Annotated in this window: 18 protein-coding genes; 6 read left to right on the top strand and 12 right to left on the bottom strand. The window is 67.6% G+C overall.

Annotation, left to right across the window (positions count from 1 at the left end; genetic code table 11):
- Nucleotides 1–14 precede the first annotated feature (14 nt).
- From ACAM54_RS03740 to ACAM54_RS03700, 9 genes are all read right to left on the bottom strand, one after another.
- On the bottom strand, nucleotides 15–725 hold the full coding sequence (locus tag ACAM54_RS03740) for an ABC transporter ATP-binding protein (RefSeq protein ID WP_369649888.1): 711 nt from the start codon (nucleotides 723–725) through the stop codon (nucleotides 15–17).
- Nucleotides 726–851: 126 nt separating this feature from the next.
- Nucleotides 852–1,613, bottom strand: coding sequence for an ABC transporter ATP-binding protein (locus tag ACAM54_RS03735; RefSeq protein WP_369649887.1), 762 nt, complete (start codon nucleotides 1,611–1,613; stop codon nucleotides 852–854).
- The gene (locus tag ACAM54_RS03730; protein ID WP_369649886.1) at nucleotides 1,606–2,586 is read right to left on the bottom strand and encodes a branched-chain amino acid ABC transporter permease; all 981 of its coding nucleotides are present in this window, start codon (nucleotides 2,584–2,586) and stop codon (nucleotides 1,606–1,608) included. The genes ACAM54_RS03735 and ACAM54_RS03730 overlap by 8 nt, the downstream gene beginning before the upstream one ends.
- Nucleotides 2,583–3,455, bottom strand: a complete 873-nt coding sequence (locus ACAM54_RS03725) for a branched-chain amino acid ABC transporter permease (protein WP_369649885.1) — start codon at nucleotides 3,453–3,455, stop codon at nucleotides 2,583–2,585. The genes ACAM54_RS03730 and ACAM54_RS03725 overlap by 4 nt, the downstream gene beginning before the upstream one ends.
- A gap of 283 nt (nucleotides 3,456–3,738) precedes the next feature.
- The gene (locus tag ACAM54_RS03720) at nucleotides 3,739–4,941 is read right to left on the bottom strand and encodes an ABC transporter substrate-binding protein (protein WP_369649884.1); all 1,203 of its coding nucleotides are present in this window, start codon (nucleotides 4,939–4,941) and stop codon (nucleotides 3,739–3,741) included.
- A gap of 19 nt (nucleotides 4,942–4,960) precedes the next feature.
- Nucleotides 4,961–5,743, bottom strand: a complete 783-nt coding sequence (locus ACAM54_RS03715; RefSeq protein ID WP_145742171.1) for a GntR family transcriptional regulator — start codon at nucleotides 5,741–5,743, stop codon at nucleotides 4,961–4,963.
- 132 nt (nucleotides 5,744–5,875) lie between these two features.
- The gene (locus ACAM54_RS03710) at nucleotides 5,876–6,724 is read right to left on the bottom strand and encodes a fumarylacetoacetate hydrolase family protein (RefSeq protein ID WP_047786203.1); all 849 of its coding nucleotides are present in this window, start codon (nucleotides 6,722–6,724) and stop codon (nucleotides 5,876–5,878) included.
- A gap of 29 nt (nucleotides 6,725–6,753) precedes the next feature.
- On the bottom strand, nucleotides 6,754–7,500 hold the full coding sequence (locus tag ACAM54_RS03705) for an SDR family NAD(P)-dependent oxidoreductase (protein WP_369649883.1): 747 nt from the start codon (nucleotides 7,498–7,500) through the stop codon (nucleotides 6,754–6,756).
- Nucleotides 7,497–8,231: an SDR family oxidoreductase gene (locus ACAM54_RS03700; protein WP_145742177.1), complete on the bottom strand. Its 735-nt coding sequence runs from the start codon at nucleotides 8,229–8,231 to the stop codon at nucleotides 7,497–7,499. Before ACAM54_RS03700 ends, ACAM54_RS03705 begins: the two co-directional genes overlap by 4 nt.
- A 143-nt stretch (nucleotides 8,232–8,374) precedes the next feature.
- Between ACAM54_RS03700 and ACAM54_RS03695 the strand changes: the two genes are divergently transcribed.
- From ACAM54_RS03695 to ACAM54_RS03670, 6 genes are read left to right on the top strand one after another with little or no spacing between them, the layout of a single operon-like run.
- The gene (locus ACAM54_RS03695) at nucleotides 8,375–9,088 is read left to right on the top strand and encodes a FadR/GntR family transcriptional regulator (protein WP_369649882.1); all 714 of its coding nucleotides are present in this window, start codon (nucleotides 8,375–8,377) and stop codon (nucleotides 9,086–9,088) included.
- 48 nt (nucleotides 9,089–9,136) lie between these two features.
- Entirely contained in the window at nucleotides 9,137–10,132 is a 996-nt protein-coding gene (locus ACAM54_RS03690; RefSeq protein ID WP_369649881.1) for a sialic acid TRAP transporter substrate-binding protein SiaP, read from the top strand.
- Between the two features lie 15 nt (nucleotides 10,133–10,147).
- Nucleotides 10,148–10,705 (top strand): TRAP transporter small permease, encoded by a 558-nt coding sequence (locus ACAM54_RS03685; RefSeq protein WP_369649880.1) that lies wholly within the window; start codon nucleotides 10,148–10,150, stop codon nucleotides 10,703–10,705.
- An 18-nt stretch (nucleotides 10,706–10,723) separates the two neighbouring features.
- Complete coding sequence (locus ACAM54_RS03680) at nucleotides 10,724–12,118, top strand: TRAP transporter large permease (protein ID WP_369649879.1); 1,395 nt, start codon at nucleotides 10,724–10,726, stop codon at nucleotides 12,116–12,118.
- Between the two features lie 25 nt (nucleotides 12,119–12,143).
- Nucleotides 12,144–13,670, top strand: a complete 1,527-nt coding sequence (locus ACAM54_RS03675; RefSeq protein WP_192325295.1) for a UxaA family hydrolase — start codon at nucleotides 12,144–12,146, stop codon at nucleotides 13,668–13,670.
- Between the two features lie 7 nt (nucleotides 13,671–13,677).
- Entirely contained in the window at nucleotides 13,678–14,736 is a 1,059-nt protein-coding gene (locus ACAM54_RS03670; RefSeq protein ID WP_369649878.1) for a malate/lactate/ureidoglycolate dehydrogenase, read from the top strand.
- Nucleotides 14,737–14,748: 12 nt separating this feature from the next.
- Here ACAM54_RS03670 and ACAM54_RS03665 read toward each other — a convergent pair whose 3' ends face one another.
- The 3 genes from ACAM54_RS03665 to ACAM54_RS03655 are packed head-to-tail and all read right to left on the bottom strand — an operon-like array spanning nucleotide 14,749 to nucleotide 17,052.
- Nucleotides 14,749–15,636 (bottom strand): DMT family transporter, encoded by an 888-nt coding sequence (locus ACAM54_RS03665; RefSeq protein ID WP_369649877.1) that lies wholly within the window; start codon nucleotides 15,634–15,636, stop codon nucleotides 14,749–14,751.
- Nucleotides 15,629–16,453: a DUF2182 domain-containing protein gene (locus tag ACAM54_RS03660; RefSeq protein ID WP_369649876.1), complete on the bottom strand. Its 825-nt coding sequence runs from the start codon at nucleotides 16,451–16,453 to the stop codon at nucleotides 15,629–15,631. Before ACAM54_RS03660 ends, ACAM54_RS03665 begins: the two co-directional genes overlap by 8 nt.
- Nucleotides 16,450–17,052 (bottom strand): DUF1326 domain-containing protein, encoded by a 603-nt coding sequence (locus ACAM54_RS03655; RefSeq protein ID WP_369649875.1) that lies wholly within the window; start codon nucleotides 17,050–17,052, stop codon nucleotides 16,450–16,452. The genes ACAM54_RS03660 and ACAM54_RS03655 overlap by 4 nt, the downstream gene beginning before the upstream one ends.
- Between the last annotated feature and the right edge of the window lie 2 nt (nucleotides 17,053–17,054).

The raw sequence follows: 17,054 nt of genomic DNA, 5'->3' as shown, positions 1-17,054 counted from the left end.
TTTTTGAGGGCACGTCAGAGCCCCAGGTAGGCGCGCCGCAGTTCGTCGCTGCCGAGCAGCTCGCCGGGCAGGCCCGAAAAACGAACGCTGCCGTTCTCCAGCACGTAGGCGCGGTCCGCGATCTCGAGCGACTGGCCCACGTTCTGCTCCACCAGCAGCACCGCGAGGCCGCCGTCGCGCAGTTCGCGGATCAGCGAGAACATCTCCTCCACCAGCCGCGGCGAAAGCCCGAGCGAGGGCTCGTCGAGGATCAGCAGCACGGGCTCGGCCATGAGTCCGCGCGCGATGGCCAGCATCTGCTGCTCGCCGCCGCTCATGGTGCCGGCGAGCTGCGCCATGCGTTCCCGCAGCCGCGGGAAGATGTGGAACATCTTCTCGACGTTGGCCGCGCGGCGCTCGCGCGCCCGCGTGAAGGAGCCGAGCTCCAGGTTCTCCAGCACGCTGAGGTTGGGAAACACCTTGCGGCCCTCGGGCACCTGGATCAGGCCCGCCTTCACCACGTCGCGGTAGTGCGCGCCGCTCAGATCCTTGCCGTCGAAGCGCACATTGCCGCTCCAGGCGGGGCACAGGCCGCAGACCATCTTGTTGAGGGTGGACTTGCCCGCGCCGTTGCTGCCGAGCAGCGCGACCATTTCGCCGGCGTTCACCTGCAGGTCGACGCCGCGCAGCACCTCGACGCGGCCGTAGCCGCCGCGCAGGCCCTGGATATCCAGCAACGCGGTCATTCAAATACCTCCGTGCTTCGCACTGCGGTGCGAGCTTGCTTGGGAGCGGCCCGGCGCGCGCTCATTCGAATACCTCCGTGCTTCGCACTGCGGTGCGAGCTTGCTTGGGAGCGGCCCGGCGCGCGCTCATGCCTGGACTCCCGAAGCGGCCTTGCGCAGCCGCGCCGCGGTGCCATGGCCCAGGTAGGCTTCGACGACCTTGTCGTCGGAGGTCACCTGCGCCGGGCTGCCTTCGGCAATCAACTGCCCCTGCGCCAGCACCCACACATGCTCGGCCAGGTGCATCACGGCCTGCATCACGTGCTCGATCATCAGCACCGTGACGCCGCTGTCGGCGATGCCGCGCACCACCGGCATCATCTCGGCGATCTCCTGCGGGTTGAGGCCGGCAAGCACTTCGTCGAGCAACAGCAGGCGCGGGCGCGTGGCCAGGGCACGCGCCAGTTCGAGCCGCTTGCGGCCGGCCACCGTGAGGTCCGACGCGGGCTTGTCGAGCTGCGGCGCAAGGCCCACGCGCAGCGCGATGGCCTCGGCATGCGCCAGCGCCTCGCGGCGGCCGCGCTGGTGCAGGTGCGCACCGACCGCGATGTTCTCGCGCACCGTCTGCGCCGCAAAGGGCTTCACGATCTGGAAGGTGCGCGTCATGCCAAGCAGCGCATTGCGGTGCGGCTCGCGGCCCGTGATGTCCTGGCCCGCGAAGCGCACGCTGCCGGCATCGGGCTTGAGGAAGCCCGACATCAGCGCGAACAGCGTAGTCTTGCCGGCACCGTTGGGGCCGATCAGCGCGCTCAGGCTGCCCTCCTTCACCGACAGGCTCACGTCCTGCACCGCCTTGAGTCCGCCGAAGGAACGCGAGAGACCGCCCACGGCCAGCAGCGCCTCAGTCATGGCGGCCTCCCTTCGCGCTCCACAGCTGCCGCACCGACAGCCCCAGCCCCGCGACGCCGCGCGGCAAAAAGATCACGATCACGACCAGCACCATGCCGTAGATCACCATGTTGATGCCCGGCAGTTCGCCGAACAGGTTGCGCGTGAGGTCCGACAGCAGGTGCAGCACGACCGCGCCCAGCACCGGGCCCCACAGCGTGCCCATGCCGCCCACGATGGCCGCCACCAGCGCCTCGACCGACACCGCCGGGCCGTAGGCGATGCCGGCGTCGATGTACTGGAACACCTGCACGTAGAAGGCGCCGGCCGCACCCATGAAGGCGGCCGAGATGCCGATGGCCGCGAGCTTGACGCGAAACGGGTTCACGCCCACGGCGCGCGCCGCATCCTCGTTGTCGCGCACGGCCTGGAGGTAGGCACCGAAGCGGCCGTTGCGCAGCCAGCAGGTCACGAGCAGCGCCAGCACCACCATGGCCAGCACCACCCACAGGTAGCCGGCGCGCGAGGCGAACTGCAGGTTGGCCGCCGATTCGCGCAGCGGCACCATCAGGCCCACGCCGCCGCCCGTGAAGTTCACCGACAGCGCGAGGATGCGGAACACCTCCGCGAAGGCCAGCGTGACGAGCGCGAAGTACGAACCCTTGAGGCCGTAGCGGAAAGTGAGCGCGCCGACGAAGAGCCCGACCAGTGCGGCGCCGGCCACCGCCAGCGGCAGCGCGACCCAGGCGTTGATGCCGCCCTGCAGCTGCGCGATGGCCTGGATGTAGGCCCCGGTGCCGAAGAACAGCGCATGCCCGAACGAGAACTGCCCGCCGAAGCCGCCGAGAATGTTCCAGGCCTGCGCAATGAGCGTGGCGTAGAGCGCCATCATCACAAAGTTCAGCGTCACGCCCGACTTCGTGACGAGCGGCACGCAGCCGGCCAGCACCGCGAAGAGCGCGATGCCCGCGAGTTGCCTGTGCGCGCTGCTCATGCCCTGGCTCCGAACATGCCCTGGGGCCGGAACAGCACCACGCCGATGAAGATCGCGAAGATGCCGATCTGCCCGAGCGATTCGCCGAGGTACAGCCCGCCGAGCGACTCGACCACGCCGACCAGGAAGCCGCCGGCGAGCGCGCCGACGAAGCTGCCCATGCCGCCGAGCACGACGATGGTGAAGGCCACGAGCACGAAGCCGCCGCCTACCTGCGGGTTGACGTAGTAGGCCGGCAGCAGGAAGCAGGCCGCCGCGCCGAGGCAGGCCAGGCCGATGCCGAAGCTCATGGCGTAGACGTGGTCCACGTCGATGCCCATGAGCTTGGCGCCTTCCTTCTCCTTGGCGACGGCGCGGATGGCGCGGCCGAGATCGGTGCGGCCCATGATCCAGAACAGGATGCCGGAGACGACAAGCGCGCCCGCGAAGGCCACGAGCTTGGGCACGGCGATCATCGCGGGGCCGATGGCGACGGTGCTGAGCGAATAGGCGGTGTCGATGTTGCGGGTGTCCGACTTGAAGAACAGCAGCGCGAGGTTCTCCATGACGATGGCGATGCCGAGCGTGGCGAGCAGGATGTTCTCGTCCTTGCCGTGGCCGGCGCGGTTGATGACGATGCGCTGCAGGCCGTAGCCGAGCGCGAACATTCCGGCGATGGCGATGGGCAGCGCCATGTAGGGGTCGATGCCCCAGCGCTCCTTGAGGAAGTAGACGGCGTACAGCGCCAGCATCAGGCAGGCGCCGTGGGCGAAGTTGATGATGTGGAGCACGCCGTAGATCAGGGTGAGTCCCAGCGCGATCAATGCGTACACGGCGCCGGTGGTGAGGCCGTTCAGGATCGAGGGGAAGAGGATGCTTAAGTCGAACATTTGTTTCGTGCGCTTTGTGGGGTCCGCCCGGTATGCGGTGCGGGCCGTGCGACCCCACTGCGCCGGCCCTTCGGGCTGCCCTGCGGTGCTCGCGCTTCGCGGGGTCTCGCAGAACTCGCTTCGCTCAAACAGCTGCGAGCCCTGATCCGCGAAACGCTGCGCTCCTCGGCCGCGCAGAGGGGATCGCCCGGCCCGCACCGCATACCGGGCTCCAGGGTGGAACAGGCGCGGCCGGAATACGAAGGGCGCACCCGCAGCGTGCCCACACCATGCGGTAACGTGTTCATGCCCTGAGCGGAAACACAGGCTCCACCTCGCGGTAGTCGCGCGGGATGATCACCTTGATGTCGTTCTTCACCACCTGCGTCATCAACGGCTGCGCGCCCTCGTTCTGCCCGTTGACGAACTTCGTCGGACCGTACGGCATGATGTGATTCGAGAAGGTGCTCTTCTCCAGCGCATCGACGATGGCGGCGCGTTCGGCCGACTTCGCGCGCTCCAGCGCATCGGCCAGCAGCCACATCGAGGTGTAGGTCATGAAGACCTCGTAGCTGAAGAACTGGCCCTTGGCCTCCACGCGCTTGCGCAGCTCCTGCGAGCGCTTGTCCTTCGGGTTGAACCAGTGGTTGCAGTCGATGATGCCGTTGGCCGCGTCCGGAAACTCCTTCATGAACTTGTAGCTCGACGCGGCGCCGCCCAGCACCGAGAAGATCGCCTTGGGCACCACCTTCTGCTGCTGCATGGTGCGCACCAGCAGCGCGTACTCGTTGTAGTAGTTGGCGGGGATCACGATGTCGGGGTTGACCGACTTCATGCGCAGCACGATGTTGTTGAAGTCGCGCGTGGGGTTGGCGTGCTTCACCACCTCCTTCACCTCGAAGCCGTAGCCCGGCAGTTCGCGCGAGAGCAGCTGCGCGGTGCCGGCGCCGAACAGCGACTCCTCGTGGATGATCATCACCGTCTTGGCCGGGTTGCCCGCGGCCTTGTTGAGCACCAGCAGGTTGGCCATGGCCACCTCGGTCGACTTCCTGTAGCCGGGGCCGAAGCGGAAGGTGTTCTTCAGGCCGCGCTCGACGATCTGGTCGGCCACGCCCACGTCGACCACGTGCGGCAGGTTGTACTTGGCCGCCGCCTGCGTGGTCGCCAGGCAGATGGCCGAGGCGTAGGCGCCGACGATGGCCGAGACGCCGGCCTCGTTCATCTTCTCGACCTCGGCCGCACCGGCCTGCGGCTGCGATTGCGCGTCGCCCAGCAGCGCCTCGAGCTTCGCGCCGCCGAGCGACTTGATGCCGCCGGCAGCGTTGATGTCCTCGATGGCCATCAGCGCGCCGAGGCGGCACTGCTGGCCCGAGTAGGCCAACGCCCCGGTGACCGGATGCAGCACGCCGACCTTGACGGTCTTGGGCTGCGCGCCGGCCACGAGCGGGAAGGCGACGGCGGTCGCCAGGGCGGCGGACTGCGACACGAAACTGCGGCGGTTCTGCATGGGGCTTTCCTTTTTCTCTTCAGTTGAACTTGGCTGACACGTCTTTGCTGACCCACACCTTCGCGTCGATGCCGCCCACGCGGGAGAGCTGCATCTCGTAGGTGTAACGGTCGGGGCGGTAGAGGCCGTGCAGCCACTGCACGGGCCGCTCGTCCTCGTCGTAGATCAGGCGGCGCACCGCGAGCAGGGCCGAGCCGACCGACACGTCGAGGTGCTGCGCGATCAGGCTGTCGGCCAGGCGCGCGGAAATGGTCTGGTGCGCGCGCCCGACCTTGACGCCCGACTCCTCGAGCAGCACGAGGATCGGCTTCTTCGACAGCTCGCGGCGGCCGAAGCGGCGCGCGATGGAATCGGGCACGTAGGTGGTGATGTGCGAAAGCGGGCCTTCCTTGGTGGAGCGCACGCGCACCGCCTTCTGCACCGGGTCGCCCAGCTGCAGCTGCAGCGCCTCGGCCACCTGGGTGGAGGCCGTGATGGTGGCGACCTCGATCACTTTCACCGAGGTGTGCAGGCCCATCGTCACCAGGTTCTCGAGCAGGCCGCGCAGATTGGCACGCTCCATGCTCCTGCCGCTGTTCGCTTCGCCCGCGGGCACGGGCGGCAGCGCGCGCGTGCGGCGCCCCGGGTTGCGCGCGATCAGGCCTTCGGAAGACAGCTGCTCGAGCGCGCGCCGCACCGTGACGCGCGCCACGTTGAACTGCGCCATGAGCGCGAGCTCGCCGGGCAGCCCCTCCGCAAATCGGCCTTCGTGCAGCTGCTCACGCAGGACCAGGTAGATCTGGTGGTACTTCGGCAAAGGCATCTGCGACATGCCTTTGATGTTTTTGCAGTTTCAATGTTCTGTCAATGGGACATTTAAAACCGCAGCGGCACAAAGAAGAACGGCGCGCCGGGCCAATGCCCGCCGCGCCGTTTGGGGCTGCTCGCTTGCCGCTTACAGCTTGAACGGAATCACTTCCTGGCGCTGGTCGCCCAGGCCTTCGATGCCCAGCGTCATCACGTCGCCCTTCTTCAGGTAGAGCGGCGGCTTCATGCCCAGGCCCACGCCGGGCGGCGTGCCGGTGGTGATGACGTCGCCGGGCAAGAGCGTCATGAACTGGCTCAGGTAGCTCACGATCTTGGCGATGCTGAAGATCATCGTCCTGGTGCTGCCGGTCTGCATGCGCTTGCCGTTGAGGTCGAGCCACATCGACAGCTTCTGCGGGTTGGGCACTTCGTCGCGCGTCACGAGCCACGGGCCGATCGGGCCGAAGGTGTCGCAGCCCTTGCCCTTGTCCCAGGTGCCGCCGCGCTCGATCTGGAACTCGCGTTCGCTCACGTCGTTGATGGTGCAGTAGCCGGCCACGAAGTTGAGCGCGTCCTTCTGCGAGACGTAGCGCGCGCGCGCGCCGATGACCACGCCGAGCTCGACCTCCCAGTCGCTCTTGACCGAGTTCTTGGGCAGCATGACCGGATCGTTCGGGCCCTGGATGCAGCTGGTGGCCTTCATGAAGACCACCGGCTCCTTCGGAATCGGCAGGCCGGACTCGGCCGCGTGGTCGGCATAGTTCAGGCCGATGGCAATGAACTTGCCGACGTTGGCCACCGGGCTGCCGAAGCGCGGCTTGCCCTTGACCAGCGGCAGCTTGTCGACCTTCTGCTTGCGCAGCTTGGCCAGCGCGGCGTCGCCGAGCTGCTCGGGCCCGATGTCCTTGACCAGCGCGCTCAGGTCGCGCAGCTGGCCGTTGTCGTCGATGAGGCCGGGCTTTTCCTTGCCGGGATTGCCATAGCGAACGAGTTTCATGTGGTCCTTTCTTGGGGGAGACTGACTATCTAGTAAGTGGAGCGGCCGCCGGACAGGTCGAACACGGCGCCGGTGGAAAACGAGCAATCTTCGGTGCAGAGCCAGCCGACCATTGCGGCCACTTCCTCTACCGTGCCGAAGCGGCCCATCGGTATTTTCGACCGCATGAACGCAATGTGCTCCGGCGTCATCTGGTCGAAGATGGCGGTCTTCACCGCCGCGGGCGTCACGCAGTTGACGCGGATGCCGGTGTCGGCCAGTTCCTTGCCGAGCGACTTGGTGAGCGCAATGACGGCGGCCTTGCTCGCACTGTAGGCGCTGGCGTTGGGGTTGCCTTCTTTCCCGGCCACCGAGGCGATGTTCACGATGCGTCCGTAGCCTTGCGCGCGCATCTGCGCCACCACTTCGCGGCAGCACAGGAACACGCCGTTGATGTTGACCTCCATCACCTGCCGCCAGTCGTCGACCGGGTAGTCCCACAGCTTCGTGTTGGGGCCGGTGATGCCGGCGCTGTTGACCAGCGCATCGATGCGCGGCGCATGCGCCAGCGTGGCCGCCACTGCCCGGGCCACGGAAGGCTGCTGCGCCACGTCAACCGTCACGGCGAAGGCCTTGCCGCCCAGAGCCGCTGCGGCCTTCTGCGCGGCCGCTGCGTCGCGGTCCCACAGCGTGACGCTGCCGCCCGACGCGATCAGCCGCTCGGCGATGCCGTAGCCCAGCCCGCTCGCGCCGCCGGTCACCACTGCGTGGCGGCCCGCGAAATCGAGCTGGTTCATATGGTGATGCCGCCGTCGACCGTGAAGGCCTGGCCGGTGGCGAACACCGATTCGTCGCTGGCCAGGAACACCACCACGGGCGCGATTTCCTCGGCCTGCGCGAGCCGGCCCATGGGCTGGCGCGCGATGAAGGCGCGGCGCGCCGCCTCGGGGTCCTCGTTGGCATTGATGCGCTCCCCGAGCGAGGGCGTGTCGACCGTGCCGGGGCACACGGCATTGCAGCGGATGCCGCGCGCCACGAAGTCGGCCGCCACGCTCTTGGTCAGGCCCAGCACCGCGGCCTTGGTGGTGCCGTAGACGAAGCGGTTGGGCAGGCCCTTCATGCTCGAGCAGACGCTCGCCATGTTGATGATGCTGCCGCTTCCTGCGGCCAGCATGCCCGGCAGCGCGGCCTGGATGGTCCAGAACTGCGCGCGCACGTTGAGGGCGAACGCGAATTCGAGGTCCTTGTCGGTGGCCTCGAGCGCGGTGCCGTTGTGCACCACGCCGGCGCAGTTGAACAGCACGTCGAGCGCGGGAAGACTCTTGAAGAAGGCGACGATCGCGTCCTTGTCGAGCACGTCGAGCCGGGCCGTGCGCACGTTGGCGACGCCCGTGTAGCGCTCGAGCAACTTCTCGTTCACGTCGGTCGCCCAGACCTGCGCGCCTTCGGCGGCCATCGCGAGCACGCTCGCATGGCCGATGCCTTGTCCGGCTGCCGTCACGAGCACGGTCTTGCCCTTGAGTCTCATGCATGTCTCCTTGGAAAAATGGGGCGCTGGCTGCCGGACGTTCAGGGTTTGGCCCGATGGCAGCGGCGCAGTGCGGATCGTATTCTGAATTGGCCTTACCACTTGTCCAATTCAGGACAACCCTTAACCCCCCCCCCCCCGCCGTGCCGCTCCAGACCGTCGAACCCCAGCGCCTCTATCGCCAGATTGCCGACCAGCTCCGAGGACTGATCGGCAAGGGCGAGTTCCTGGCCGGCGCGCGATTGCCGGCCGAGCGCGACCTGGCCAAGCAGCTCGGCGTGAGCCGGCCCTCGGTGCGCGAGGCGCTGATCGCGCTCGAGGTCGAGGGCTGGGTCGAGGTCCGCACGGGCTCGGGCGTGTACGTGCTGGACCGCTCGCACCGCGCGAGCAAGCCGGTGGCGCCCACCGAATGGGGCCCTCTGGAGCTGATTCGCGCACGCCGCGTGATCGAGGGCGAGACCGCCGCCATTGCGGCCGCCGTGGGCACGCGCAAGGACATCGACGCCATGAGCCGCGCCATCGAAGCGATGCGCGGGCTCGCCGACCGCGAAATACTGCCGCTCGAAGGCGACCGCGCATTCCACGTGGCCATCGTCAATGCCAGCGGCAACGCCGTGCTGGTGGAAACGGTGCAGAGCTTCTGGGATTCGCGCAACGGACCGATCTTCACGCGGTTGGGCGGCTACTTCGAGACGGTGGCCTCCTGGCGCTCGGCCATTGCCGAGCACGAGGCCATCCGCGACGCCGTGGCCGCACGCGATGCCGAGGCCGCGCGCGCCGCCATGCACGCCCACATGGACAACTCGCACCAGCGGTTCAGCGCGAGCTGGCGCCGCGCCAGGAAAGCCTCGTCCTGAACCGCGCCGGCGACTTCTTCAACACATCACACCAACGGAGACAAACCGATGAACAGCAAACGCAACACCCTCAAGGCCATCGCCGCCTGCGCCCTGGCGGCCACCGCGCTGGGCACGGCCGGCATCGCCGGCGCGCAGACCAAGCTCAAGTGGGCGCATGTCTACGAAACCTCCGAGCCGTTCCACAAGTACTCGGTGTGGGCCGCGGAAGAAATCAAGAAGCGCACCAACGGCAAGTACGACATCCAGGTGTTCCCGGCCTCCAGCCTGGGCAAGGAGTCGGACATCAACCAGGGCCTGACGCTGGGCACCGTCGACATCGTGCTGACCGGTGCCAGCTTCGCGGGCAACACCTACAAGCCGCTGGCCGTGACCTACTTTCCGTTCATCTTCCGCGATGCGGAGCACCTGCTGAAGTACGCCAAGAGCGATGTGTTCCAGGAGCTCGCCAAGGGCTACGACGACAAGAGCGGCAACCACATCACGGCGCTCAACTACTACGGCGCGCGCCATGTCACCTCGAGCGCCGCCAGGCCGGTGGCCAAGCCCGAAGACATGAAGGGCCTGAAGATCCGCGTGCCCGACGCACCGGCCTACCTGGCCTTCCCCAAGGCCCTGGGCGCCAACGCCACGCCCATTGCTTTCGCCGAGGTCTACCTGGCACTGCAGAACAACACGGTCGATGCGCAGGAGAACCCGCTGCCGACCATCGAGGCCAAGAAGTTCTTCGAGGTGCAGAAGAACATCTCGCTCACGGGCCACATCGTCGATTCGCTGCTGACCGTGGTCTCCGGCCAGCTGTGGGGCAAGCTCTCGGCCGACGAGAAGAAGATCTTCACCGACGTGATGCAGGAGGCCGCCGAAAAGACCGGCCGCGACATCATCGCCTCGGAAATCCGCCTGGTCGAGGAGTTCAAGAAGCGCGGCAACAACGTGATCACCGTGGACAAGGCCGCGTTCCGCGAAGCCGTGCTGAAGAACACCAAGCCCACCGACCACGGCTACCGCCAGCAGGACTACGACCGCATCACGAGCATCAAGTAAACCCAGGGCGCCGGCATGACTGAACCGAAGATCATCGACGACGAAGGGCACTTCCACGCGGAAGACGAGGCCGTCGACCTTTCCCACACCATCGCCGAAGGCTGGATCTCGCTTGCGATCTTCTGGATGCTCGCGCTCACGGTGTTCTACCAGTTCGTCACGCGCTACGTGATGAACGACTCGGCCGCATGGACCGAGGAGGTGGCGCGCTACATGCTGATCGCGGTGGTCTTCATCGGCGCCGCCATCGGGGTCGCGAAGAACAACCAGATCCAGGTCGACTTCTTCTACCGCCACATGCCGGCGGCGATGGGCCGCTGGATCTCGCGCGCGGTGGACGTGCTGCGCACCGCCTTCTTTGCCGCGGCCGTGGTCATGACGGTGCAGATGATGCTGAAGATCGGCAACACCACGCGCATGACGATCGTCGATGCGCCAATGAACATCGTCTACGGCCTGTGCCTGTTCGGCTTCATCGCGATGACCTGGCGCTCGGTGCAGGTCGCGCGCATCCACTGGAAGCGCGGCTACAGCGTGCTCGAACGCCCCGAGTCCACGCTCGCCGACCGCTGAGCCCCCGAGAACATCTGCATGCTGAAAATATTCTTTCTTGTCTTCATGGCGGGCGGCATTCCGGTGGCCGTGGCCATGGCCGGTGCCTCGCTGGCCTACATCCTCGCGAGCGGCAGCCTGCCGCCCTTCGTCGTGATCCACCGCATGGTGAGCGGCATCGACAGCTTTCCGCTGCTGGCGGTGCCCTTCTTCATCCTGGCCGGCAACCTGATGAACAACGCGGGCATCACCACCCGCATCTACAACTTCGCGCTCGCGCTGGTGGGCTGGCTCAAGGGCGGCCTGGGCCATGTGAACGTGCTCGGCTCGGTGATCTTCGCGGGCATGAGCGGCACCGCCATTGCCGATGCCGCGGGCCTGGGCACCATCGAGATCAAGGCGATGAAGGAGCACGGCTATTCGACCGAGTTCGCGGTAGGCGTGACGGCCGCCTCGGCCACGCTGGGCCCGATCATTCCGCCCAGCCTGCCCTTCGTGATCTACGGGATGATGGCCAATGTGTCGGTGGGGGCGCTGTTCCTCGCGGGCATCTTGCCCGGCGCACTGCTGGCCATCCTGATGATGCTCACGGTGGCCTACTTTGCGCACCGCAACGGCTGGGGCGGCGACGTCAAGTTCTCGAGCACGCGCTTCTTCAAGGCCATGTGCGAGCTCGCCGTGGTGATCGCCTGGCCGCTGCTGATGTGGCTGCTGGTGGCCAAGCTGGGCACGCCGCCGCAGCTCACGGTGTTGGGGGGCCTCGCATCGCTGTTCGTGCTCGACCGGATCTTCCGCTTCGAGGCGCTGCTGCCCATCATGACGCCGGTGCTGCTGATCGGCGGCATGAGCACGGGCCTGTTCACACCCACCGAGGGCGCGATTGCCGCCTGCGTGTGGGCGATGATCCTGGGCTTTGGCTGGTACAAGACGCTGTCGTGGAAGATGTTCGTCAAGGTCTGCCTCGACACCATCGAGACCACCTCCACCGTGCTGTTCATCGTGGCGGCCGCGTCGATCTTCGGCTGGATGCTCACCGCCACCGGCGTGACCACCGACATCGCGAGCTGGGTGCTGGGCTTCACCAAGGAAGCCTGGGTGTTCCTGCTGCTGGCCAACCTGCTGATGCTGTTCGTGGGCTGCTTCCTGGAGCCGACGGCCGCCATCACCATCCTGGTGCCGATCCTGCTGCCGATTGCCACGCAACTCGGCGTGGACCCGATCCACTTCGGCCTGGTGATGGTGCTGAACCTGATGATCGGCCTGCTGCATCCGCCGATGGGCATGGTGCTGTTCGTGCTGGCGCGCGTGGCGGGCCTGAGCTTCGAGCGCACGACGATGGCCATTCTTCCGTGGCTCATCCCGCTGCTGCTGGCACTGGTGGTGATCACCTATGTACCTTCATTGGTACTCTGGCTGCCGAAAATGTTCTTCTGATCCCCAACACAACACGAGTTCCACGATGAATCCCTTCATTCGCCTGCATCCGGCCGACGATGTCGTGATCGCGCGCAGCCAGCTGGTCGGCGGCGCCAAGGTCGAAGACTTTGCCGTGCGCGGCCTGATTCCCGCCGGGCACAAGGTGGCGACGCACGCCATTGCTGTTGGCGAACCGGTGCGCCGCTACAACCAGATCATCGGCTTCGCGAGCAAGCCGATCGCGGCCGGCGAGCACGTGCACACGCACAACCTCGACATGGGCCCCGACAAGGGCGACTTCGAGCGCGACTACGCCTTCGGCGCCGACGTGAAGCCTGCGCCCGCGAAGCGCGAGGCCACCTTCATGGGCATCAAGCGGGCCGACGGCCGCGTGGCCACGCGCAACTACATCGGCGTGCTCACGAGCGTGAACTGCTCGGCCACCGCGGCGCGCGCCATTGCCGACCACTTCTCGCGCAAGACCAATCCATCGGCGCTGGCCGGCTACCCGAATGTCGACGGCGTGGTGGCGCTCACCCACGGCACGGGCTGCGGCATGGACACGCAGGGCATGGGCATGCAGATCCTGGAGCGCACGCTCACGGGCTATGCCACGCACCCGAACTTCGCGGGCGTGCTGGTGGTGGGCCTGGGCTGCGAGGCGAACCAGATCAATGCCTGGCTCGCGACCGGCCACCTGGCCGAAGGCGAGAACTTCCGCACCTTCAACATCCAGGACACCGGCGGTACGCGCAAGACGGTCGACAAAGGCATCGCGCTGATCAACGAGATGCTGCCGCGCGCCAATGCGGTCAAGCGCGAACCCTGCAGCGCGGCGCACATCACGATCGGGCTGCAGTGCGGCGGCTCGGACGGGTATTCGGGCATCAGCGCCAACCCGGCGCTGGGTGCGGCGGTCGACCTGCTGGTGGCGCACGGCGGCACGGCCATCCTGAGCGAAACGCCCGAGGTCTATGGCGCCGAGCACCTGCTCACGCGCCGCGCCGTCCGGCGCGAGGTCGGCCAGAAGCTGGTGGACCGCATCAAGTGGTGGGAGCACTACACCGCAATCAACGAAGGCGAGATGAACAACAACCCCTCGCCGGGCAACAAGGCCGGTGGCCTCACGACCATCCTCGAAAAATCGCTCGGCGCGGTGGCCAAGGGCGGGACCAGCAACCTCGAGGCGGTGTACGAATACGCCGAGCCGGTCACGGCGCACGGCTTCGTCTACATGGACACGCCGGGCTACGACCCCGTGAGCGCCACCGGGCAGGTCGCGGGCGGCGCGAACCTCATCTGCTTCACGACCGGACGCGGCTCGGCCTATGGCTGCGCGCCCTCCCCCTCGCTCAAGCTCGCGACCAACTCGGCGCTGTGGCAGCGGCAGGAAGAGGACATGGACATCAACTGCGGCGAGATCGTGGATGGCACCAGTTCGATCCAGGAGATGGGCCAGCGGATATTCGAACTGGTCTTGGCCACGGCATCCGGTGAACCCTCGAAGAGCGAGAAGCATGGCTACGGCCAGAACGAATTCGTGCCCTGGCAAGTCGGCGCAGTGATGTAAGGAACCTATGCCCCAAACTCTTTCCTCCTCTGTTCTCCGGGCGCACTGCGCCCGCATCCTCGAAGCCGCCGGCAGCACGCCGGCCGAAGCCGCGCAGGTGGCCGCCAACCTCGTGCTGGCCAACCTGAGCGGCCATGACTCGCACGGCGTGGGCATGCTGCCGCGCTATGTCGACGCCGTGGCCGAAGGCGGGCTCGTGCCGAATGCCGCGGTCAAGGTCAACACGGACATCGGCACCCTGCTCGCGCTCGACGGCCAGCATGGCTACGGCCAGATCGTGGGCGTGCAGGCGATGGCGCTCGGCATCGAGCGGGCGAAGCAGCACGGCAGCTGCATCTTCACGCTCGCGAATGCGCACCACCTGGGCCGCATCGGGCACTTCGCCGAAATGGCGACGGCCGAGGGCCTGGTCTCGATGCACTTCGTCAACGTGCTGTCGCGGCCCGTGGTGGCGCCGTGGGGCGGGGGCGACGGACGCTTCGGCACCAACCCGTGCTGCATCGGCATTCCGCTGGCGGGCGCCGAGCCCTTCCTGCTCGACTTCGCGACCAGCCGCGTGGCGCAGGGCAAGATGCGCGTCGCCCACAACAAGGGCGAGCGCGTGCCCGACGGCTACCTGATCGACGAGCGCGGCGCGCCCACCAACGACCCGGGCGTGGTCGTGGTGCCGCAGTCCAATGGCCTGTTCGGCGCGCTCATGACCTTCGGCGAACACAAGGGCTACGGCATGGCGATGGCCTGCGAGCTGCTGGGCGGCGCACTCACCGGCGGCGGCACCTGGCACCGCCCGGCCGACACGGCGCGTACGGTGCTCAACGGCATGTTGACGATCCTGATCGACCCCGCCAGGCTCGGTACCCAGGAGAGCTTCGCGCAGGAAGCGACGGCCTTCGTCGACTGGCTGCGCCAGAGCCCGCCGGGCGCCGGCTTCGACCAGGTGCAGATCGCGGGCGAACCGGAGCGCGCCGCACGCGTGGCGCGCGAGCGCAACGGCATCTGGCTGGACGATGCGACCTGGGGCGAGATCGTCGCGGCCGGGGCGAAGGTGGGCGTGGCGGTCGCGTAAAGGCCCGCGCTTCTAACGCCGCGCCTTGCGCGACTTCTGGCTCAGCACGATCGCAATGCCGCCCAGGATGGCCACCGAGGCGGCCGCCAGCCGCGGCGTGATCGCCTCCGACAGCAGCAGCACGCCGCCGAACGCGGCCAGCAGCGGCACCGACAGCTGCACGGTGGCTGCCTGCATGGCCGAAAGGCGCGCCAGCGCCGCATACCAGACGACATAACCGAGGCCCGAGGTCAATGCGCCGGAGGCCACGGCCAGCGCGATGCCGGTGGCATCCGCATGGGCGCGCATCATGAAGGCAAGGCTCAGCGCCAGGGCCAGCGGCACGGCCCGCATGAAGTTGCGGCCGGTGGCGGCCAGCGGATCGGGCACGCCGCGGCCGCGCAGCGAATACACGCCCCATGCCACGCCGGCGATGGCCATCAGCACGGCGCCGAGCAGCGGCGGCGCCGCGACGCCCGGCAGCACCAGGTAGACGAGCCCGCCGGCCGCCAGCACGAAGCCGAGCCATGCCACGGGCCCGAAGCGCTCGCCGGAGCCCAGGCCCGCGCCCAGCATCGTGAGCTGCACCGCGCCGAACAGGATCAGCGCGCCCGTGCCCGCGGAAAGGCTGAGGTAGGCGAAGGAGAAGAACGCGACGTAGGCGAACAGCATCGCGGCCGCAAGCCAGTCGGCGCGGCCGGGCACAGCAGGCCGCGCCCGGAACTGCACGACGAGCGCGAGCGTGAGCGCACCGGACACCAGCCGGATGCTGCCGAAGCTGGCCGGGTCGATGCCGCGCTGCTGCAGCGCGAGCCGGCACAGCAGCGAATTGGCCGCGAACGCCACCATGGCCACCGCGGTCAGCGCGACGGTCTGCAGGGTGGACGGCGCGCGGCGCACCTCGGAGATGGCTTCAGACATGCGTCGCCACCACGAAAGCCGCCCAACCCAGCAGCGCGAAGCCCATCGGTGCGCTCAGGCGATGGCCCCAGGGAACGTTCTTTTCCAGCGCCATGGCCGCGGCCAGCAGAAGCATCCAGCCCAGGCTGCCGGTGCCGAGCGCGAACATCAGCAGCATCAGCGCCCAGCAGCAGCCGACGCAGAACAGGCCGTGGTGCAGGCCCAGCGCGAAGGCCTGGCGGGCCTGCGCACGGCCGCGCCAGTGCTCGATGACAAAGCCGAGCGGTGTGCGGCACTTCTCGAGGCACTTGTGCTTGAGGCTGCTGAACTGGAAGGCGCCGGCCAGCGCGATGGTCGCGGCGCCGATCACCCAGCCGTGCCAGGCCAGCGTGGGCGCACTCGCGAGCAGCGCCAGCACCGCGCTGTGGAGCCCGTGCGCCAGCAGCCCGAAGGCACCCCACACGGCCATGTAGCCGAGCCCCAGCATCACGAGCAGGCGCGCGTGGTCCGAGCGCGCCGCGGTCAGGCGGTCGAAGGCGTTGAACAGCGGCAGCGTGGTCGGCAGCATCATGGCCATTGTCATGAGGATCCACGCAAAGGCATAGAGCACAGCAGGCACGACCACGCCGCCGGCGGGAATGGCCTGGCACAGGAACGCGGCCGGCCCGGAGGCGGTCCAGTCGCCGTGTTCGAGATAGCGTCCGTAAGGGCTGCGCGCCCAGGCCCACAACACCACCCACGCGAGCATGACCAGCGCGGCAAGAACCGGCAGGAACACGCGTCGGTGGCTCACGGCAGTGCGAGCAGCCCCCTTCGGAACGGCCGGGCGGAGGCTCATGCGTCGAAGACGAAGGTGCTCTGCAGGGCGTTGTGGTTCTTGATGTCGAGATCGATGCCGAGGGCAGGGTTCTTCGAGCGGTAGGTGGGCGCCTTGCCGACGAACACCGGCGCGCCCGGCACCGTCGAGAACACGGTGTCCGACAGCGTGGTCTGGCCGCCGGTGGCGCCGCGGTAGGGCTCGAGTTCGGCGTAGTAGTCCTTGCCGATTTCCAACTCGCCCTTGCCTTCGTTCACGGTGAAGCGGATCGGCGCCCGCTCGACCGACACCACCTGGCCGATGAGGGCGGCCAGATCGGCGATGGGTCCGCCGGCCTTGCCGGTGTAGACCCTGAGCAGCGCCTCTTCCTGCGCCTGGGAGGCGTTTTCGTCGACGAAGATCGCGGCCGTCCAGTTGCCTTCGAGGATGTTTCCGGGCACATGCGCCACGGCCGCGATGGTGTTGCCGCCAACGTCGACGCCGTCGATGGTTCCCTTGTCGATGCGCCACGCGACGATGGTGTCGCAGGTGCCGTTGTCAGGATCCTCGCCGATCCAGCAGGGACACAGGACGTTGCAGTTGCACACCTCGAGCAGGCGACCTTCCAGGTGATAGCTCATAC

Source organism: Variovorax sp. V93 (assembly GCF_041154485.1).
GTDB classification, from domain to species: domain Bacteria; phylum Pseudomonadota; class Gammaproteobacteria; order Burkholderiales; family Burkholderiaceae_C; genus Variovorax; species Variovorax beijingensis_A.
Note: the sequence above shows the minus strand (reverse complement) of the source record. Positions and strands in the feature narration are given on the sequence as shown.